At 52.9% G+C, this 17,695-nt stretch carries 19 protein-coding genes, 1 tRNA gene and 2 pseudogenes; 12 read left to right on the top strand and 10 right to left on the bottom strand.

The window, feature by feature from the left end; translation table 11 throughout:
- Positions 1-491 precede the first annotated feature (491 nt).
- Complete coding sequence (locus DFQ01_RS28570; RefSeq protein WP_110047342.1) at positions 492-1,070, bottom strand: hypothetical protein; 579 nt, start codon at positions 1,068-1,070, stop codon at positions 492-494.
- A gap of 242 nt (positions 1,071-1,312) precedes the next feature.
- Between DFQ01_RS28570 and DFQ01_RS32050 the strand changes: the two are divergent.
- From DFQ01_RS32050 to DFQ01_RS28535, 8 genes and pseudogenes are all read left to right on the top strand, one after another.
- A pseudogene (locus tag DFQ01_RS32050) lies at positions 1,313-2,098 on the top strand (ATP-binding protein); the annotation flags it as partial.
- Positions 2,099-2,488: 390 nt separating this feature from the next.
- A pseudogene (locus DFQ01_RS32270) lies at positions 2,489-2,920 on the top strand (ATP-binding protein); the annotation flags it as partial.
- Positions 2,921-3,052: 132 nt separating this feature from the next.
- Positions 3,053-3,128, top strand: a tRNA-Thr gene (locus DFQ01_RS28560).
- Between the two features lie 263 nt (positions 3,129-3,391).
- Positions 3,392-4,027, top strand: coding sequence for a DUF4004 family protein (locus DFQ01_RS28555; protein WP_110047340.1), 636 nt, complete (start codon positions 3,392-3,394; stop codon positions 4,025-4,027).
- A 25-nt stretch (positions 4,028-4,052) separates the two neighbouring features.
- Positions 4,053-4,739 carry a bactofilin family protein gene (locus DFQ01_RS28550; RefSeq protein ID WP_174812514.1) on the top strand — a complete coding sequence of 229 codons (687 nt, stop codon included), beginning with the start codon at positions 4,053-4,055 and terminating at the stop codon, positions 4,737-4,739.
- 19 nt (positions 4,740-4,758) lie between these two features.
- The gene (locus DFQ01_RS28545) at positions 4,759-5,433 is read left to right on the top strand and encodes a hypothetical protein (protein WP_110047338.1); all 675 of its coding nucleotides are present in this window, start codon (positions 4,759-4,761) and stop codon (positions 5,431-5,433) included.
- A 290-nt stretch (positions 5,434-5,723) separates the two neighbouring features.
- Positions 5,724-6,155 carry a hypothetical protein gene (locus DFQ01_RS28540; RefSeq protein ID WP_110047337.1) on the top strand — a complete coding sequence of 144 codons (432 nt, stop codon included), beginning with the start codon at positions 5,724-5,726 and terminating at the stop codon, positions 6,153-6,155.
- A gap of 153 nt (positions 6,156-6,308) precedes the next feature.
- Positions 6,309-6,818, top strand: coding sequence for a hypothetical protein (locus tag DFQ01_RS28535; RefSeq protein WP_110047336.1), 510 nt, complete (start codon positions 6,309-6,311; stop codon positions 6,816-6,818).
- Between the two features lie 88 nt (positions 6,819-6,906).
- On the opposite strand, the gene DFQ01_RS28530 is transcribed toward DFQ01_RS28535, so the two are convergent.
- Both DFQ01_RS28530 and mscL read right to left on the bottom strand, forming a co-directional pair.
- Complete coding sequence (locus DFQ01_RS28530) at positions 6,907-7,548, bottom strand: NUDIX hydrolase (protein ID WP_110047335.1); 642 nt, start codon at positions 7,546-7,548, stop codon at positions 6,907-6,909.
- A gap of 18 nt (positions 7,549-7,566) precedes the next feature.
- Positions 7,567-8,052: a large conductance mechanosensitive channel protein MscL gene (mscL, locus tag DFQ01_RS28525; protein ID WP_110047334.1), complete on the bottom strand. Its 486-nt coding sequence runs from the start codon at positions 8,050-8,052 to the stop codon at positions 7,567-7,569.
- Positions 8,053-8,299: 247 nt separating this feature from the next.
- On the opposite strand from mscL, the gene DFQ01_RS28520 reads away from it, so the two are divergent.
- Positions 8,300-10,159 (top strand): ATP-binding protein, encoded by a 1,860-nt coding sequence (locus tag DFQ01_RS28520; RefSeq protein ID WP_174812515.1) that lies wholly within the window; start codon positions 8,300-8,302, stop codon positions 10,157-10,159.
- 97 nt (positions 10,160-10,256) lie between these two features.
- Here DFQ01_RS28520 and DFQ01_RS28515 read toward each other — a convergent pair whose 3' ends face one another.
- From DFQ01_RS28515 to DFQ01_RS28495, 6 genes are all read right to left on the bottom strand, one after another.
- On the bottom strand, positions 10,257-10,550 hold the full coding sequence (locus DFQ01_RS28515; protein ID WP_110047332.1) for a transposase: 294 nt from the start codon (positions 10,548-10,550) through the stop codon (positions 10,257-10,259).
- Positions 10,551-10,628: 78 nt separating this feature from the next.
- Positions 10,629-10,772, bottom strand: coding sequence for a hypothetical protein (locus tag DFQ01_RS31280; protein WP_174812516.1), 144 nt, complete (start codon positions 10,770-10,772; stop codon positions 10,629-10,631).
- Between the two features lie 214 nt (positions 10,773-10,986).
- Entirely contained in the window at positions 10,987-11,319 is a 333-nt protein-coding gene (locus DFQ01_RS28510) for a hypothetical protein (protein WP_110047331.1), read from the bottom strand.
- Between the two features lie 19 nt (positions 11,320-11,338).
- On the bottom strand, positions 11,339-11,944 hold the full coding sequence (locus DFQ01_RS28505) for a TVP38/TMEM64 family protein (protein ID WP_110047330.1): 606 nt from the start codon (positions 11,942-11,944) through the stop codon (positions 11,339-11,341).
- Positions 11,945-11,959: 15 nt separating this feature from the next.
- Positions 11,960-13,156 (bottom strand): MFS transporter, encoded by a 1,197-nt coding sequence (locus tag DFQ01_RS28500; RefSeq protein WP_110047329.1) that lies wholly within the window; start codon positions 13,154-13,156, stop codon positions 11,960-11,962.
- A gap of 25 nt (positions 13,157-13,181) precedes the next feature.
- The gene (locus DFQ01_RS28495) at positions 13,182-14,345 is read right to left on the bottom strand and encodes an MGDG synthase family glycosyltransferase (protein ID WP_110047328.1); all 1,164 of its coding nucleotides are present in this window, start codon (positions 14,343-14,345) and stop codon (positions 13,182-13,184) included.
- 148 nt (positions 14,346-14,493) lie between these two features.
- On the opposite strand from DFQ01_RS28495, the gene DFQ01_RS28490 reads away from it, so the two are divergent.
- Positions 14,494-15,471: an aldo/keto reductase gene (locus tag DFQ01_RS28490; RefSeq protein ID WP_110047327.1), complete on the top strand. Its 978-nt coding sequence runs from the start codon at positions 14,494-14,496 to the stop codon at positions 15,469-15,471.
- Between the two features lie 75 nt (positions 15,472-15,546).
- On the opposite strand, the gene DFQ01_RS28485 is transcribed toward DFQ01_RS28490, so the two are convergent.
- Positions 15,547-16,122, bottom strand: coding sequence for a metal-dependent hydrolase (locus DFQ01_RS28485; RefSeq protein WP_110047326.1), 576 nt, complete (start codon positions 16,120-16,122; stop codon positions 15,547-15,549).
- Positions 16,123-16,434: 312 nt separating this feature from the next.
- Here DFQ01_RS28485 and DFQ01_RS28480 point away from each other — a divergent pair, with 312 nt between their 5' ends.
- Positions 16,435-16,674, top strand: coding sequence for a paeninodin family lasso peptide (locus tag DFQ01_RS28480; RefSeq protein ID WP_174812517.1), 240 nt, complete (start codon positions 16,435-16,437; stop codon positions 16,672-16,674).
- 76 nt (positions 16,675-16,750) lie between these two features.
- On the top strand, positions 16,751-17,689 hold the full coding sequence (locus tag DFQ01_RS28475) for an aldolase (RefSeq protein WP_110047325.1): 939 nt from the start codon (positions 16,751-16,753) through the stop codon (positions 17,687-17,689).
- Positions 17,690-17,695: the final 6 nt, after the last annotated feature.

Below are 17,695 nucleotides of genomic sequence, written 5' to 3'. Positions count from 1 at the left end.
TTGGTAATTCGTTCGATACGTTGATTTGTTGGGTCATTTCGAGTAAACTTCATATACAGCGCCTCCTGATGGGTTTTAGGACATTGATCCGTTCACACCCCCATCATACGAGGCGCTCCTTTTTTTGTCCAAGCTCAAATCTTAGACTCTACAGGAATGTTTAGTGTTTCGGGGGACACCGCCCCGTCCGTCGTGTGACCAAGCATCGCGCTGGGAGCAACGTGAAGTGGCAGTGCCGTTCCTCAAGCCGTGGAGCGAAGCGCACACGACTATGAACCAGTTCCGTGAGCGGATCTCAGACCGCGAACGACCGATCTCCCACAAAGCTGGCTGAGCGCCGCAGTACCTCAGCGGAGAGGGCAGCATCATACTGTAGAAGCGCAGCTTTCGCCTTTGAATCAATACAATCTGGGGACAACAGCGATCGGAAGAATGATGCTGCCCTCGGAGCGCACGAACACGCCTCGTCTTTTCCCAGCCTACTAATCCCCCTACATCAAAGCAATAACGAGCAGTTCAAACAGCACCAGCGGCAGAATCGCATTATAAGGCGCAAAGCCGCGCGGATCGAACCAGGCACATTGCAAGTACAGGCAGCGCTCATCCACATGGACGATAATGCCCGAATATTTATGCCCATCGACCGTCTCTACCATCACATGGCGGTGCATGTAGTTACCGCAGATCGGATTGATCTTATTGCGAATGTCGAGCACATGCTTCGCATGAGCCGGATCGGCTTTGTAGATTACCTTTTGCTCATGAATCGCTACTTGTTTCGGCTTCTCGTGCTTATCGTGTTTCTCGTATTTGTCATACTTCTCGTACTTGTCGTAATGGTCGTACGCATTGTGTTGACCATAGGGTTCGTATTGGCCATACTGACCGTAGTGATGGTGCTCGTGATGCTGATGAGGTTGCTTGTCGTATTTCTCGTGTTTCTCATGCTTGTCATGCTTTTCGTATTTATCGTGCTGCTTCTCGTATTTATCATGTTTTTCGTACTTATCATGCTGCTTCTCGAGCTTTTCCACCTTTAGTGGCTTCTCCAGTTTTTCTGGCTTCTCCAAGGCAAATCCCTCCGGGCACTAGGCATATTGCTATATGCTATGCGGGCGATGGCCCGGCGGTGATTAGAAAGCGCCGATCGTGTACAATGAAGTAAGGTAGACCTTAAGCAGAGCAGGAACGAGGTGGTAGGGTGAACGTTTCCTTTTCCAGCGTATTTTTCATCAACTTGAGCGTACTCATCACGATCGCTTATTTATTCAACATTGGTTACAAATATTTATTCCCGAGCATCTCCGAGAGGATGAAGAAGGGCATCTCATTGTTTGTCTTCATTCTGGCGGGCTGGCTGACGATGCTGTTCGGCTTGCAAGTAGGGGAGACGCAGCTGTTCGATCTGCGATTTGTCCCGCTTATTATGGCGATTCTTGTCTTCACGCGTCCGAGTACCTTCGTCTTGATTGGCATCGGGATCGGCGTCGGAAGGCTTATGTATGGGCTGAACGAGACCTCTTGGGCGGGCTGCATGAACATGGCGCTGCTCGGCGTATTCGCGGCGGCCATTAACGCGTTTCTACAGGCGGTGGATTGGCGGTTCGTCTGGAAGACGACGGTTGCCGTTGTCGTCATTAACGTTCTGAACGCATTCGATATTGCGATGATGGGATCGATTCCGTTCCATGAATACTGGACGGATGTAGCGCCAATTACGCTGCCGTTGTCCACGCTGCTTAGTGGTTTCTTCGTCTTCATGATCCGCGACTTCCATAAGGAGCAGCTGCGGATAGGCGAGCTGCGGGGCATGAACATTATTCTGCGCCGGCAAACGAAGGAGCTGCGAGAGGCCAAGCGGGACCTTGAAGAGAAGGCTAGGCAGCTGATGCTCGCCTCGAAGTACAAGTCGGAGTTTCTCGCCAACATGTCGCATGAGCTCAAAACGCCGCTGAACAGCATTTTGCTCATGTCCCAGCTTATTCGGGACAATGACGACGAGCGTTATGGGATGGATGAGGTGCGCTACGGCGAAATTATTAATGCAGCGGGCAATGAGCTACTGCAGCTTATTAACGACATTCTTGATCTGTCCAAGGTCGAAGCGGGCAAAATGGATATCGTTATCGAGCCGATCTCACCGCTCGATCTTGTGCAAATGCTGCAGGCGATGTTTCAGCCGATGGCGGACCAGCAATCGCTGCCGTTTATCGTGGATATCGCCGAAGATGTGCCGGACACGATGTATACCGATGCGCTCCGGGTGAACCAAATTATGCGCAATCTGCTCGTTAACGCCTTCAAATTCACGGAGCAGGGCTCCATTACGCTTCGTATCGCAATGGAGACGTTGACCGATACGGCAGTAACGAAGCGCCGCATTCGTGATTGGACGACCGCGCTTTATCGCGGACGCCCGACTTCGTCATCGCCGGGGATTATCGTTCGGTCCGGTCAAACGACGACGGGTCGTATCCGCAAGAGCGTCTATGAGGCTGCTGTTGCACCAGCGCTCTCTGTGCTCAAGCGAGGAGAAGGAGCTGCGAGGCAGGAAGCTGCGGCTGGTCAAGATGATGCGGAGGTACAAGCATCTGCCGTATTGGAACAGCAAGCACAACAATCCGATACCATACCAAACGATATGCAGGACACGGCTAGCAGAAGGCTGCGGAAGCAGGAGATGGTGCAGCAGGAACGCTGGCTGACGATGTCGGTGGTCGACACGGGCATTGGCATCGATGAGGAGAAGCAGCATCTGATCTTCGAAGCATTCCAGCAGGAGGATGGTGCCGTTAACCGTAAATACGGCGGCACCGGACTTGGACTGTCGATCAGCCTGCAGCTCGCTCGGCTGTTGGGTGGTTCGTTGTCGCTTGCGAGCGTGAAGGGAGAGGGAAGCACCTTCACCCTGCGACTGCCGCTGCAATCGGCACCGGATATAGAGCCAGAAGAAGAGTAAAATTTTTGTCTAGAAAAGTGTTGACTTCCGTTCGCCCGCGAGGTATATTATAAAAGTCGCTGATGCGACGAAGCCTCTTAACAAGGCGGACATGCTGATGTAGCTCAGCTGGTAGAGCAACGCATTCGTAATGCGTAGGTCGGGGGTTCGAATCCCTTCATCAGCACCACTTATGAACTTTCGAACGCGATTCCTTCGGGAATCGCGTTTTTTGCGTTTTTATAAAGTTTCATTTGCTCGGTCCAGAGACTGATGCATGTTCAGGCTTTCGGCGCTGTAAGAAGCGGCAATGTTTAAGTATGATAAGGACAGATCAGTTGTTCATGAATCGGACTTGGGCGCAAGAATGGCATTTTGTTATGCAATACCAGCGTAACAGTGTTATGTTACACGGTTGCGCAATGTATCGACCGATCGGAAAGGAGAGGCAAGATGGAACAAGAGCTTATTTCAAAAAAGGATTTGCTCGAGGAGATGGGAATTTCCTACGGCCAGCTGTATCGCTGGAAGCGGAAGCGGCTCATTCCAGAGGAATGGTTTATCCGCAAATCGACGTTCACGGGGCAAGAAACCTTTTTCCCCAAGGGGCTTATTCTAGGACGGATCAGTCATATTCTTTCGATGAAGGATGATCTTTCGCTCGACGAGTTGGTTGGTAAGCTATCGACGCTGCAGTCTGATATCCGCCTACGCATAGAGGAGATGCACGGTCGCATCGTATCACCGATCACGATGGATCGCTATGCAGAGAAGATGCTCACGGACGGTACGCTGGCTTTCGATCAAGCCTTTTATTTGTTCGTGGCAGACTGGCTGCATCGGGTGCTGCCCGGTGGGATGACAGAAGAGGAGGGCGCTCGTCTAATCAAACTGCTCGTCAGCCGGATACCGCAGCTTGAAGAACGGGCTTGTAATCTCGTCGTGCTGCAAACAGCCGGTAAGCAGCGAGTCATCTTATTGTTAGAGGGCGGTCCGCTGCACACGGAGGAATCGACCGTAATCGCGGCAAGTCTATCCATTGATGAAGCAGCAGAGGCCTTCAAGGCGAAGCTGTACGCATATGAATGATAGCTTTAGACAGGAGGATCCGATTATGGACATCAACAAAGAGACAAGTCGCGGCGATCTGACGATTAACGGAACGGGGCGGGCGGCCGGTGGCTGGTACCGGTACGTAAACGTGGATGGGATTGCAACCATCAACGGCAGTGTGAAGTGTGAGACGCTCCGAGTGAATGGGATTAGCAAAATAAAGGGCGGCATTGAGGCGGATCGGCTCGACGTGAACGGCATTATGAATGGAGAAGGCGATATTGCTGCCAATACGGTCGCTATTGATGGGAAAGTACGGATGCGTGGTTCGGTTGCTGGCGACGCCATCCGTCTGAACGGATGGCTGAAGCTCTCAGGTGACTGCGAAGCGGAGAAAGTGATTGTGCACGGCGGGTTTGAGCTGGACGGACTTCTGAACGCGGGGCAGATCGAAATTGGTCTTCAAGCTCGCTGCCGGGTGAATGAGATCGGAGGCACGTCCATTCGGGTGAAACGGACGAATAAGCGCTGGGTCGGACCGTTGCGCTATTTAGTACCCATGATCGTACCGAAGCTGGAGACTCAGATGATTGAAGGAGACGACGTTACGCTGGAGGCGACATCGGCAGGGATCGTTCGCGGGCGCAGCGTCATTATCGGACCTGACTGCACGATCGGACGAGTGGAATACAAAACGGAATTGAAGGTTGATCCATCGTCTACGGTGAGGGAACGCATACAGATCTAACGGAGGAGGAAGAACGGTGATGAACGCATCTTATCGGGGGAGTGCCCGGGTGGTCGGTAACGGCTCGATCGCAGGCGGCTCCTATGACACGGTTAGAATTGTCGGTGACAGCGAAGTGCTGGGTCCAATTGAATGCGATACGTTCAGCTGCATGGGCAACTGCAAGATCAAAGGTCATGTCCATGCAGACAAATTGTTCAAGGTAACAGGCGACGTCACAGTCGAAGGCGAGTGGAGCGGCGAAGAGCTGAAGCTGCTCGGACAGCTCAACGTCCGTGGGAATGTACGCGGAAGAATCGTGAAAGTGACTGGAAACCTGGAGGCGCAAGGATCCGTTGAGGCGGAGCATCTTACAATCAAAGGCGCCATTACTGTTGACGGTTTAATAAATGCCGAGCATGCGGACATTCAATTATACGGTCCATGCCGAGTGAAAGAGATTGGCGGCAGACGAATCGATATACGCAGAAGCTCTTGGATGTCTGTTAAGAACTGGATCAAGTCGCAAATGAAGACGGAGCTGACCGTATCGGTTATTGAAGGGGATGATATTACACTGGCGTATACGAAGGCGGATATCGTTCGCGGCAACAAGGTTCATATCGGCAAAGGCTGCGAGATCGGCCGCGTGGAATATCGGCGCTCTCTACATGTTGCGCGTACAGCTAAGACGGGCGTTGAAGTTCGGTTATAGGTAAAATGAACGTACAGTAACAAATCAACTTGTCGCTTATAGGCGGTTATAAGTGAAGGATGGGCAGATGCTGCCCATCCTTCTTTGTGTATAACCAGCATTCACCTCCACCTGTCCGATAAGTGGGACTGCCCGGATACGCATTTGACTCCTCCGCAGCTGCCAGGATGCCGGGAATGGTTCAGTTCTAGTACGAGCTGAATAATGCGCGGATATCGGCTAGTTCTTGTCCATACCTTCTCGACGTCCTGACATAGGATATGGTGAGCATTCGAAAAGGAGAGGGAAGAATGACATTGAAATCGGCTACTATGAGTTTCACGCGCGTCCGTTATTCCGTTGCACAAAAACGCGGTACGCGGACAAGCTGGTCGTCCTCGAACTCGTGCGGCTGCGGACGCAGCAGCGGAGGCTGTCGCTCCGGCGGCGAGGATCCAGCAGTGGATGCAATTCAGGACGCTGGCAAAGAGATAAGCTGCATTTTCAACCTTATTCAGCACAGAGAGGTAGCAGAAGAATTGGCGAAAGCGATTCGTTGGCGTGAGAGCCGTGTTATTCAAGAAATTCTGAAGCATTGCGGTTGCGATTGCAAAGTTGTCGGCTTCTTTTGCACAGGCGAATCCGATTGCGTACGCATCTGCTGTGAATTTGGCAAATGGAATGAAGTTAAAGTGACGTTCGACATCTGCATCAAACGTAGAAAATCGTCCTGCGGTCGATAATAGCATCATCATATACACGGTTACAGCGGCTTCCAACTAGGAAGCCGTTGTTTCTTTGTTGGGCGGCAGGCAGGGGATGTCACGGGACAATAAGGGAGCGCATATGCTACAGCACGTGAGAGTATGGGCTATTGTTGAAGGGGGCATTGAAGCATGCCGACAATTCCAAATTTCCCTCCGCAGCTGCTGGAGGAGCACCGGTTGTGGCACCATGCCAATCATGTGAACGGGACATTCGTGCCGGTGGGCTGGGGCGAAAGGTTCCTGCGATTCCATCGCCAGTTCATTCGCCGGGCATTAAGCTGGTATGAGCAGCAGGGGCTTGATACGCGCTGGGTTGCGCCGTGGCCGCAAGTTCCTGAAGCCATTCGGCGTGCGCCGTGCTATAACTGGGCTGCGGAGAATCGGATTGTGAATCAACCTGAATCGTTCGCTACGCTTGATGAGCTGGGGCGCTTTATGGAGTCAAGCCAAGTTCACGCATGTATCCATGTGACGGCGGCGAGAATCTATGGCGAGCCGGATATTAATGATTTCGACGTGGCGCCGCGCAACACGGTGTTCTATAGCATTCATGGGCTAATCGATAATTGGTATCGCAATTGGGAGCAGACGACAGGCCAGCAGCGCGGGCGCAGACCGATGCGTACGGATGAGAAATAGACGATCTTCTTGGCTGAAAAATAAAACCGGAGCATGCAGCTGCATGCTCCGGTTTCTTTGTGTACTGCGCAAAATAATAAGTGCTTAATTAAGTAAGCTCCTGCAAGGCGCGGAGCACTTGAATGTAGTAGGCCGGATCGCGCGGCACGAATTGTGATGCACGAACCGTCGTATGGCTGGCGACATTCACGCTGCCGCTGTCGCTCTCTTGAACCATAATGCCGGAAGCTTCAACGGCTTCGATCTGCCCCGCGAACAAGGCGATCATATCGCTCAGCTCCGCTTCATAGAGACCGGCAACCTCATCGACCTGCAGGCGCATCGCTGCCAGCGGCTCGTCCCATACGAGACCGAACACATGGCTGAATTCACGGTCGATGTAAGGAACACCATTCGCTTCGCCTTCGTCTTCCTCCTGCCAGCGCAGAATCGGGACAAGCTGCTCGAATGGCACTGCTACGCCAAGCTCTTCTTCGAGCTCGCGCACGGCTTGAGCGACCGTCTCGCCCGCGGACAGATGACCTGCTGCTGTAATGTCGTAGCAGCTCGGATTGGTATCCTTGGTTGCTGTACGGAGCTGAAACTGGACGAAGCGTTGTTCGCCCTCGCGCCGGGTCAGCCAGCAGTGAAACGTCTGATGCCAATAGCCCTTCGCATGGGCTTCCGCTCTTGTCGCTTGACCGATCAGATTCATGCCCTCATCGAATATATCGAATAGCTCAGCTTTCATGTATTGCCTTCACTCCTTCTAAATGGCCGTTCCACCATCAACAGAGGGTTCCAGGTGCGATGTGCAATGTTTGCAGCGAGTCGCTTTAATCGGTACAGAGGACAAGCAGTACGGGCATTCCTTCTCCGCCGGTGCCGCTGGCTTCTCTTCCTCGACACGCTTCGGCAGTTTACTGATCAGCTTGACCATCAGGAACACAGATGCCGCGACGATCAGGAAATCGAGCACGACGTTGATGAACTGCCCGTATGCGATGACCGGAATGCCGTTCTGTTGAGCTTGTGCAAGCGACATAGTACCGCTTTCGTCGATGTCATTCAGGTTGATGTACAGATCGACGAAGCTCATCCCGCCCAGGAGCAGGCCGATTGGCGGCATGATGAGATCGTTAACGATCGAGGAGACGATTTTGCCGAAGGCGCCACCGATAATGACACCGACTGCAAGATCGATCACGTTGCCTTTTACTGCGAACGCCTTAAATTCTTTCAACAATGTTTTCATTTCTACCGTACCCTTCCTACCACCATAATCTTCGGTTTTCGTTCTATTATACCCGCAATTCCGGTCCGTCGAACAGAATCGATCGCTAGAATTGAAGTAAAGCGGGACTAGCGGAATAATTAGGCCTAATGTACTATGTAAAATAATTGGAAAATAAAAAGGATTATATGGAAAATTGTCGAATTGTAACGAAGCGACTAGACTCAGTGAAGAAGGTTTGTGGCTATCTATGAATGATTACCTAGGTATGAGTGTTAGAACGGAGCTTCTCGTATTTTTAATATTGGCGTTCGTCATTATCGTTTTCTCTTCCTTCACGATGTTCACGCTGATCGGCCATCTCAAGCGAGAGCAGAACCAGCGCCGTCATATATGGCTCTTGTGCGGCTCTGCTGTTATCGGAATCGGTCAATGGGCGATGCACTTCTTGTCGCTGTTATCGACTGAGCAATATGCTTTTATTAATGTCCAAATGCTGCTGACACTCCTTGTAGCGGCGGGGCTTGCTTATTTCGCATTCCTAGTTATTGGTACGGAGCGGATTCCATACTTTTCTTTGCGGATTTTTACGGCGGCGGTGCTGCTCAGCTTAGGGGCACTGTCGTTACATTATTTGAGCAGATTGTCCTCCTCGTTCCTATCCATTGATTTTGACCCGGTTCTATTTTCTTTGTCGTTTGCGATTATGTTAATTGGTACAATGATCGCCCTGCTGCTCCATGAGACGAATATGGAGACGTCAGTCTGGCCGGCGAGCATTGTCCTCGGCAGCTCTTGTATGATGATGCATATGCTCGGCATGAGGGGGCTGGTCATTCGGTACAGCGAGGTCATGACAAGCGAGCGTCTTAATGAATTTTATATTGTACTCGCTGTTGTGCTGGGCGCTGCGACGTTGACGATCCTTGTTATTAGTCTTATGACGCGAGTAACCGATCGGCGTTTCCGGCTTGCGGATCAACGCTATAAGCTGATTGTCGAGAATTCCATCGACATGATCGCCGTGCTGAGCGGCAATCATTGGGAGTATGTGAACCGCTCTGGACTTGTGATGTTCAATGCATCCTCGCCGGAAGAGATGGTCGGCAAGTCGATCTATTTGTTCCTCGATCCGAAGCATCATGAAGAGATGGCAGGCTACATCGGAACGCTGGAGCCAGGTAAAACATACGGTCCCGTTGAGCTCGAATGGTTCACTGTCACCGGCAAGCGGTTGTATAGCGAGATCGTACTAGCGCCAACGTCGATGCACAATCAACCCGCTTTCCAAATTATTATTCGAGACATCTCGGAGCGGAAGAAGAACGAGGAGCTGTTGATCAATTCCGAGAAGCTGTATGTGGCAGGCCAGCTGGCCGCGGGCATTGCGCATGAAATTCGCAATCCGCTCACTTCGCTGAAGGGATTCCTGCAGCTTATTTCCTCCGGACGGGGAAGCGGCAAGAACTACTTCGATATTATGAAGTCGGAGCTGACACGAATTGAATCCATCGTCAGCGAGATGCTTATGTTGTCGAAGCCGCAGGTGTATGATCTGACGCATCAAGATACAAGACGCGTCTTGTACGATGTGGTGACGCTGCTCGAAGCACAGGCTGCGCTCCACAATACGCAAATATCGGTTGATGCTGGCGTGGAGCCGCTCTGGATATTCGGTGTGGAGAACCAGATCAAACAAGTCTTTATTAATATACTGAAGAACGCGATTGAGGCGATGATCGATGGCGGGACCATATCCGTCGTCTGCAAGCGGGAGGAAGATATGGTCCTGATACGAATTGCGGATGAAGGGCCGGGCATCTCGCAGGAGCAGCTGTCCAAGATGGGGCAGCCGTTCTATACGACGAAGGATAAGGGGACAGGGTTAGGTCTCATGGTCACGTACAAAATCATCGATAACCATCAAGGCACCGTTCAGGCCCATAGCGAGGTTGGAGAAGGGGCGGTCTTCACGATTTCGCTGCCTTACGCAGCGCCGCCAGCGAATAAGCTGGATCATATGCCTGCCGAAGAGCAGTCTCCTCAGCGGGCTGCATCAGATACGGTGCTGCGCGTTGTGCCATGGCCCCCGCAGATGGGCATGAGTACACGCGAGCGCAGCACATAGTCGATAGATGGTGGATCGCAGCACGGCAAAGCCCCGTCTGTTCCAGCTCTGTTAAAGAGCGGAATAGACGGGGCTTTTGTTTGCCGTGATCAAGTATTTATTTCTCCGAGCGTGTATCCTCAGGATGGCGCCGCGGATGCTGCATATGCGCCTCCGGATTATCGTCATCGTCATGCGGCACGAGCCGCGGGTCCGTGTGACCTTTATGATGGTTATCAAAGTCCAGCTCGACCAGTTCCCATTCCGTATTACCGAGCATCGGATCGGAGGGGAACAGCTGACCGCGCTCCATTTTCTCTTCGCGGCCCCATTCGTTGCGATATACGCCTTCTACTTCAACCTGTTCGCCGGAGATTGGCCCCATCTTATTATGCTGATTGTCACGACTCATACGGATATCCTCCTTCGTGCTACTCGCCCGAATACAGCACCATCGCTGCCAGCCTTGCGATGACCTTCCATATCAGGCTCACAGCCCGTGTTTAGGAACGGCCGCGCTGTCTGCTTCAGATTGAAGTTCGCTCGCTGTTGACTTATTGGCCTGGCCCCGATCGGCTAGCGATTGTTGTTTACGTGCTGATTTCTGTTTGTCAGATGGCAATTTGCCGGACATACTTGGATATTCTCCTTCCATGATGGCATGGCTGGTCTTCACCAGCGCTTCGGAAGCTGCTTCAACAGTGTGCCACAACAGACGCTAATTTATAACGGCTGACGCACACGGAAGAGGGAATTGGGCTTGTACGACATTTGTCGGGAAGGGAGGAGCCAATAAGCTTATACCGAATGGGCATCGGCGCAAAATGAAGGCAGGAAATCCGTAACGATCATTGCAGCCGCAAGCCGCATGAGGGGCATTCTTTGTGCGATTCCGTTACAGTGTCGCCACAAGCGGGACAAGCTTCCACGAATGGTTCCAAGGCGGCCGCCGATTGTGCGGCCGCTTCTTTGTTGTCGGCTTCGCTTTTAGCGGCTGGGCTCGAGCGAAGGTGGGCAGGCGTCTCGAACAACGTCTCGACCATGTCCTTGATTACCTTATATTTACCTGAATCATCGGATGATAGCTTAATGATTAAGAACATGGCCCCTAGCAGGCCACAGGTCAGCAGCAGCACGAGGGAGGTCGCGCCAACTGAGAACCAGTTGATGCTCATCGTCATTGGTGGGGTCGACTCCCTTTCATTTGAGCGCGTATTTGCGTTCCAGCTGCTTGCCTAAGAACCACATGACGGCCAGTACCGTAATCAACACGAAGATCCGCCATGGCTGGCGTCCGAGACTGGAGATGTCGGCACTGACGATCGAGATACTGAAAATCATGACGGATTTGCCAAGCAATGTGGCGAAGAAGAACGTCTGGAATGGCAGCTTGCTTAGCCCTGCAACAATATTAATGAGTGCGGATGGCGTGAATGGGAAGCAGGCCAATAGAAACAATGGCGTGAACCCTCTATGCTCGACCCAATCGAAGAAACGCTGCGACTTGGGGAACCGTCTTCGGAACCAGCCTCCCAGTCGTCGGCCAAGCTTGCGGGCAAGCCAGAACACGATGTTAGCCCCGATCGTAGCGCCGATCCAGGACAATAGGAAGCCATACCATAACCCGTAAATGTTGGCATTGGCTGCGACGATGACAATGAGCGGAAGCGCAGGTATGAGCGCTTCCGCGATCGGCATGAGCAATCCAGGCAGCGGTCCGTACGCTGAGTAGCTGCGAAGCGTACGCTCCATATGCTCGAGATCGAGTGTTTTGAGATGATGCAGCCAATCTTGCCATTGACTCATGCTGATAACTTCACCTTATCCTTTCTTGCGTGAATCGCTTTGCAACTCTGTGAAACGATGAAACGGAAACCACAAGTAGAAGAGGCCGATTAGCCCAAACAGCGCGGCGCTGTACCAGACCACCGCCGGTACGCCGATCCGCGATGCAATAACGCCGCCTACGATTGGCCCGATCATAACACCAATTCCTTCAACCGTCGAGAACAATCCCCAGCCAAGCCCCTGCTGTTTGACAGGTACATAGGAAGCGAGAAGGGCATTCCAGGCGGGAAGGACGGCGGCATACGAAAGTCCGAGTATGGCTGCGAGCAGCAGGCATTGCCAGAATGAAGGCGTCAATGCGAGCGAGTAGAGCATGATCCCGAAGCAGGCGAAGCCGACAACGAGGAACCACTTCTTCCCGCCAAGCTTGTCTGCTAGTCGGCCAAGCGGCATTAATCCTCCAACGGTGAAGCCTCCTCCAATGATAAGAAGCAGCGAATATTGAGCGCCGGTTAGGTTCAAATGATCAGTGGCGAAGCTTGGCAGCACCGGCACGAGCATGCTGGCACCAGTCGTCTGCAGAACCATGCCCGGCAGCAGAAGCCGCATCTGGCGAAGCTTGCGCTGAAGGATGCTTAGCTGCTCCATGAATGGAATCGTCGCCACGCCCGCAGCGCGTCCCGGCTTCATGAGAAGCGACAATGCGAGTGCAGCAACGGAGGCGATCAACAGCATCATATAGGTGCCGAACTGCGTGTAATCGAGCAGCACATTGGCGACGATTGGGCCTGCGCCAAGTCCGATGAACCAAACCGTATACAGATAACCCATCTGTGTTGCGCGTCTCTCGTTGGATACGCGGGTGAGACAGACAATCCAGATCGGCGAAATACCGATACCGAACAAGGCGGATGCAAGGATGAACATCCAGGGGCTATGGCTGTAAGGCAGCATCGCGATGCCCGCAGTCGTAAGCGCAAGACCGACCTGAACGACGATTCGGGCGGAAATACGATCGAGCAAATAGCCGATAATTAACTTCAGTATCGTATCGGTTACGTAGTGGGCCGTAACGGCAATTCCGATGACATCCAGCGATAATCCAAGCGTCTTCTCTCCGTAAATCGGCATGAAGCTGATGACGCCTGCGCCTCGGATGAACTCGACAAGAAACAGAATAGCGGAGAATAGTAGATTCTCCGCGTTGAACCATCGGACAGCTGTAATCACGGCAAAAGCTCCTTCAAGAAGTACTTCAATAATGAGTAGGAGAGGACGCCTCTTCCATTATAAGACATTGTTGCAAAATATCCAAAGCAACCGTATCGGCCGCTCCGCTGCGGCCGAGCGCGCGTGCCGCCTGTCGATGGACAGCCAATTGTATCGGATTATGCAGCAGCGACCGAATAGCGGCGCTGAGCTCCTGCGGGTGACGGGCAATCTGAGCAGCGCCCTTGCTGTGCAAGAAGAGGGCATTGTGCTTCTCCTGCCCGGGCACGGGACGGTAGATGAACAGCGGCAAGCCGGCTGCAAGTCCTTCGGACAACGTGATGCCGCCCGGCTTCGTGACAAGACAGTCTGCAATCGCCATCAGCTCATGTATGGTCTCCACATAGCCGAACAGATGCAGTCGTCCGCCGGTTTCCGCTAGTTGATGTTGAAATCGAATGCGAAGCGAGGCGGCCAGCGTTTCATTGCGACCGCATACGAGTGCGATATGAACAGCTTTGTCCTCCAGCAAGGCTTCGCATACCTCCGGTACATCCGGCATGACGCCAGCGGCGCCAGCCATGACGAGGACGATAGGGCGATCTTCAGGGAAACCGTATTTGGCATACCATTGCGGATTAGGCTGGAGTTCAGCAAAGCTTGGCTTAATCGGAATACCGCTCACAGTAATACGGCGATCGGCGATTCCGAGCTTCACTAATTCAGTTTTTAATTCGGCAGTAGCCACGAAGTAGCGGTCCACATGCGGATGCACCCAGCGGCAGTGAAGGTCGAAGTCGGTTACAACAGCAGAAGTTGGGACATGAGGGTACGCTTTTGTACGAGAGGCAGGAGCAGCGAATACGGGGAATGTATAAACAACAGCATCGGGGCGTTCGGTCAGCAGTAAGCGTCGCAGCTTTTCTTTGCCGAAGGAATGGAGCCAGCCTCCGAACAACGAGTCGTGCTTCATCGGTCTCGTTCGGTCGTAGACCCAGCCATAAAGTGTCGGCAGCTTCGAGTAGCTGTGCATGTAGAAACGGCGGGATACTTCATTCAGCAGCGGGCTGGCCTGAGCCATCAGGTCGACGAGCCTAATGCGGCTCGCTTCAATGCCCTGGCGCTGCAGCGCATCGCGGATGGCACGGGCAGCTTGCAGATGGCCATCTCCATACGAAGCGTAAATAATCAGAATGCGACCGGCTAGCATGCGACACACCTCCTGCACGGAGTATACGATGCAATTGTCATCGGAGCGTTATCGGTGCTTGAATTTGGGGTTGAGATTACACTGTGCTATTATAGCGAGGTGATCATTGCCATTTTGTCATATACAAGATTAGGAGAGTGAAATGAAGATGGAATTTACGAAGCTTGGTAAGTCCGGTCTGCGCGTAAGTCGTCTCTGTCTTGGCACGATGAACTTCGGTGTTGATACCGATGAGCAGGAATCATTTCGCATTATGGACGCCGCGCTGGACGCGGGCATCAACTTTTTTGATACGGCTAACATTTATGGCTGGGGCGAGAACGCAGGACGGACGGAAGAAATTATCGGCCGTTGGTTCGCACAAGGCGGCGGACGCCGCGAACGGACTGTGCTGGCAACGAAGCTATATGGCGATATGCATGATCCACTGGATGGACCGAATCGGGAAGCGGGTCTATCCGCGTACAAAATCCGCCGTCATCTCGAAGGCTCGCTCAGAAGGCTGCAAACCGATCATATCGAGCTTTACCAAATGCACCATATCGACCGCAGCGTAAGCTGGGAAGAACTGTGGGGCGCATTCGAGATCGCCGCTGCACAGGGCAAAATCGGCTACGTCGGCTCGAGCAACTTCGCGGGTTGGGACATCGCTGTCGCACAAGGCGAAGCGAAGGCTCGCGGCAGCATTGGTCTCGTCTGCGAGCAGCATAAGTACAACCTGCTCTGCCGTCTGCCAGAGCTTGAGGTGCTGCCGGCTTCGAAGGCGCTCGGACTCGGCGTCATTCCTTGGAGCCCGCTCGATGGCGGCCTGCTTGCAGGCAATGCCCGCCATGGCGGCGGCAGTAAGCGGAGCGGCGATGCGAAGCGGCTGGAGAAGCACGCGGCGCAGCTGGAGCAGTTCGGCGCGCTATGCGACGAGCTCGGGGAGCGCGAGGATACGGTTGCGCTCGCATGGCTGCTGGCACAGCCAGCTGTAACGGCGCCGATTATTGGCGTCCGTACGATGGAGCAGTTCGAACGCACGCTGCGTGTGGTCGAGGTGAAGCTCGACGAGGAGACGCTGAAGCGTCTCGACGAGATTTTCCCAGGGCCGGGCGGCGAAGCGCCGCGGGCGTACGCTTGGTAATTTCATAGCTGGAGGGCTCTGGTCGATTGAAGCGGCCAGAGCCTTTTTTGCGGGATAGATCGAGTGAATTCCGACTTAGAACCAGCCATCCGCGTCCGATACAAGCAGCAGAATGAGCACGATCCCAAGCAGCGCAGAAGTGATAATCGGAGTAACGCGGCTGCTTCTGCCGGCTCGTTGAAGTGCAGTACGTGCATACATCCAGGTACCGGCAGCAATAAGAAGCGATTCGAGTGCGATCGATATCCAAGGGTACTGCCACAGGCCGAAACCTAGCAGAGGCAGATCGCCCCAGTTTCCTGGCAATAGGGGCATGTCGGCTCGATGGACAAGAAGGTCGAGCAGCCAATGGCTGAATACGACAGCCCCAATGATGACACCGGCTTGCTTGCCCCAAATCCATCTTCCTACGCACGCAGCAACGATTGTAAGTAAGAGTGCACCTAATAAGGAGTGTGTATAGTCCGCATGAATGACGACGCCTCCATAGCCGCCCCCGTACACCGTCTCATCCATCGATTCCGTCCCCGTCATCACCAAAGGAATGAATACAACATCCAACAGCTGTGAGCTGACCATAAGTGCCCATAATGGCACCTTACGGGTTCTAGACTTAACCAACGCGGCTAAGCCAAAGTGTCCTGCGAACATCAACAACACTCCTTTTTTTCACAAACTAATACCATTAGTTTTATTGTCGAGAATAAGTTAACCTTTTTATTCCAATTGTGTCAAGAGGCAAACATCCTGGATCAAGGTTACGAAATGTAACTTTTATTCACAAAAACTTAAATTTGTAGTTACAATTTGTATCACTCTATGCTAGAATCATCGTGGGAGAGGTTGATAGGAACTAGTGCGTAGGTAGGTATTCAGATTGCATGAAGTGCTAAAGCGCTAGAGCTTTACGGCCTCTGAACCACACAACGCCTTACAAATACAATTGAGAGAGGAAGTATCAGAATGGAGCAGTCTAGAAAACAATGGCAAACGCCAGCATTGGACGTGCTTGATGTCAAAATGACGATGGCAGGCCCAAGGCCGGGCGGCGGTGGCCCTGGCGGCAGCGGTGGTCCTGGTAGTGGCGGCGGCCCAGGCGGCAGTGGGGGTCCTGGTGGCGGCGGCGGTCCTGGCGGCAGCGGCGGCTCAGGTGGCGGCGGTCCTCGCATACCAGGATTTCCAGGCGGTCCTGATCCATCCTAATTAATAATCGGCCCCTATAGGACATGCTCATGTAGGGGCCGATTTTTTTATCACAATGTTAATGGGAGGCGGAAGGATGGGCAGCAGGGAGGAAGGAACGATGTATGATGCTTTTGGTATGCGCATTGCATGCTGTATCGAGATGCCGGAGTTGTTCGCGTGCGAGGCGCCAGTTGGTGAACAACCGGACGTGGATGTTGTAATCGGTGACTTGACCGATGCGTGGAGCCGATATGGGCAGCAGGGTGGATACTATGGATTTGGAGAGGGCCTGTTTCTGTTATACGTGCCAGGGGCAGCGATCTTCGAGGTGCGAGATGGTAGACGAATTACGATTTCTCCGTTCCCAGAAGCCGATGATCGAACGATTCGATTATATCTTCTTGGAACGTGTATGGGCATGATTCTGATACAGCGGAGAACAATACCACTTCACGGGAGTGCCATCGTCATGGATGGTCAAGCGTATGCTTTTGTTGGCGAATCAGGGGCAGGCAAATCCACGTTAGCAGCGGCGCTTATCAACAGCGGGTTTCAGCTCATGACGGATGACGTCATTGCGGTATCGCTCGATAGCAGCGGAGGCGGGGCATTGCCAATCGTACATTCTGCTTATCCGCAGCAGAAGCTGTGGCAGAACAGTCTCGAGAAGCTTGAGATGGAAGCGGGTCATTATCGAACGATTTATTCGAATAAGTTCGCTGTACCGGTCGCAGATCGGTTCTATGTCGGGACGCTTCCGCTTGCGGGCATCTTCGAGCTTGGTCCTACCGATAAGAGCGAAGTCGATTTTAAGCCATGTGTTGGTTTAGATAAACTAAGAATTTTGCATCAGCATACGTTCCGGCGGTTTCTGATCGATTATATTGGCGAGCAGCAGTGGCATTTTCGGACATTGTCGGCCATTGCCGATCGGGTCCCTGTCTATCAGCTGTACAGACCAGCCGAAGGGTTTACCGTTTCGCATCTCATGACGCGAGTATTGGATACGGTTCGTGGTGTTGTGACCAGCTAAGGGGAG

Origin of the sequence: Paenibacillus cellulosilyticus (assembly GCF_003182255.1) — a bacterium.
Classification (GTDB): Bacteria; Bacillota; Bacilli; order Paenibacillales; family Paenibacillaceae; genus Paenibacillus_T; species Paenibacillus_T cellulosilyticus.
Note: the sequence above shows the minus strand (reverse complement) of the source record. Positions and strands in the feature narration are given on the sequence as shown.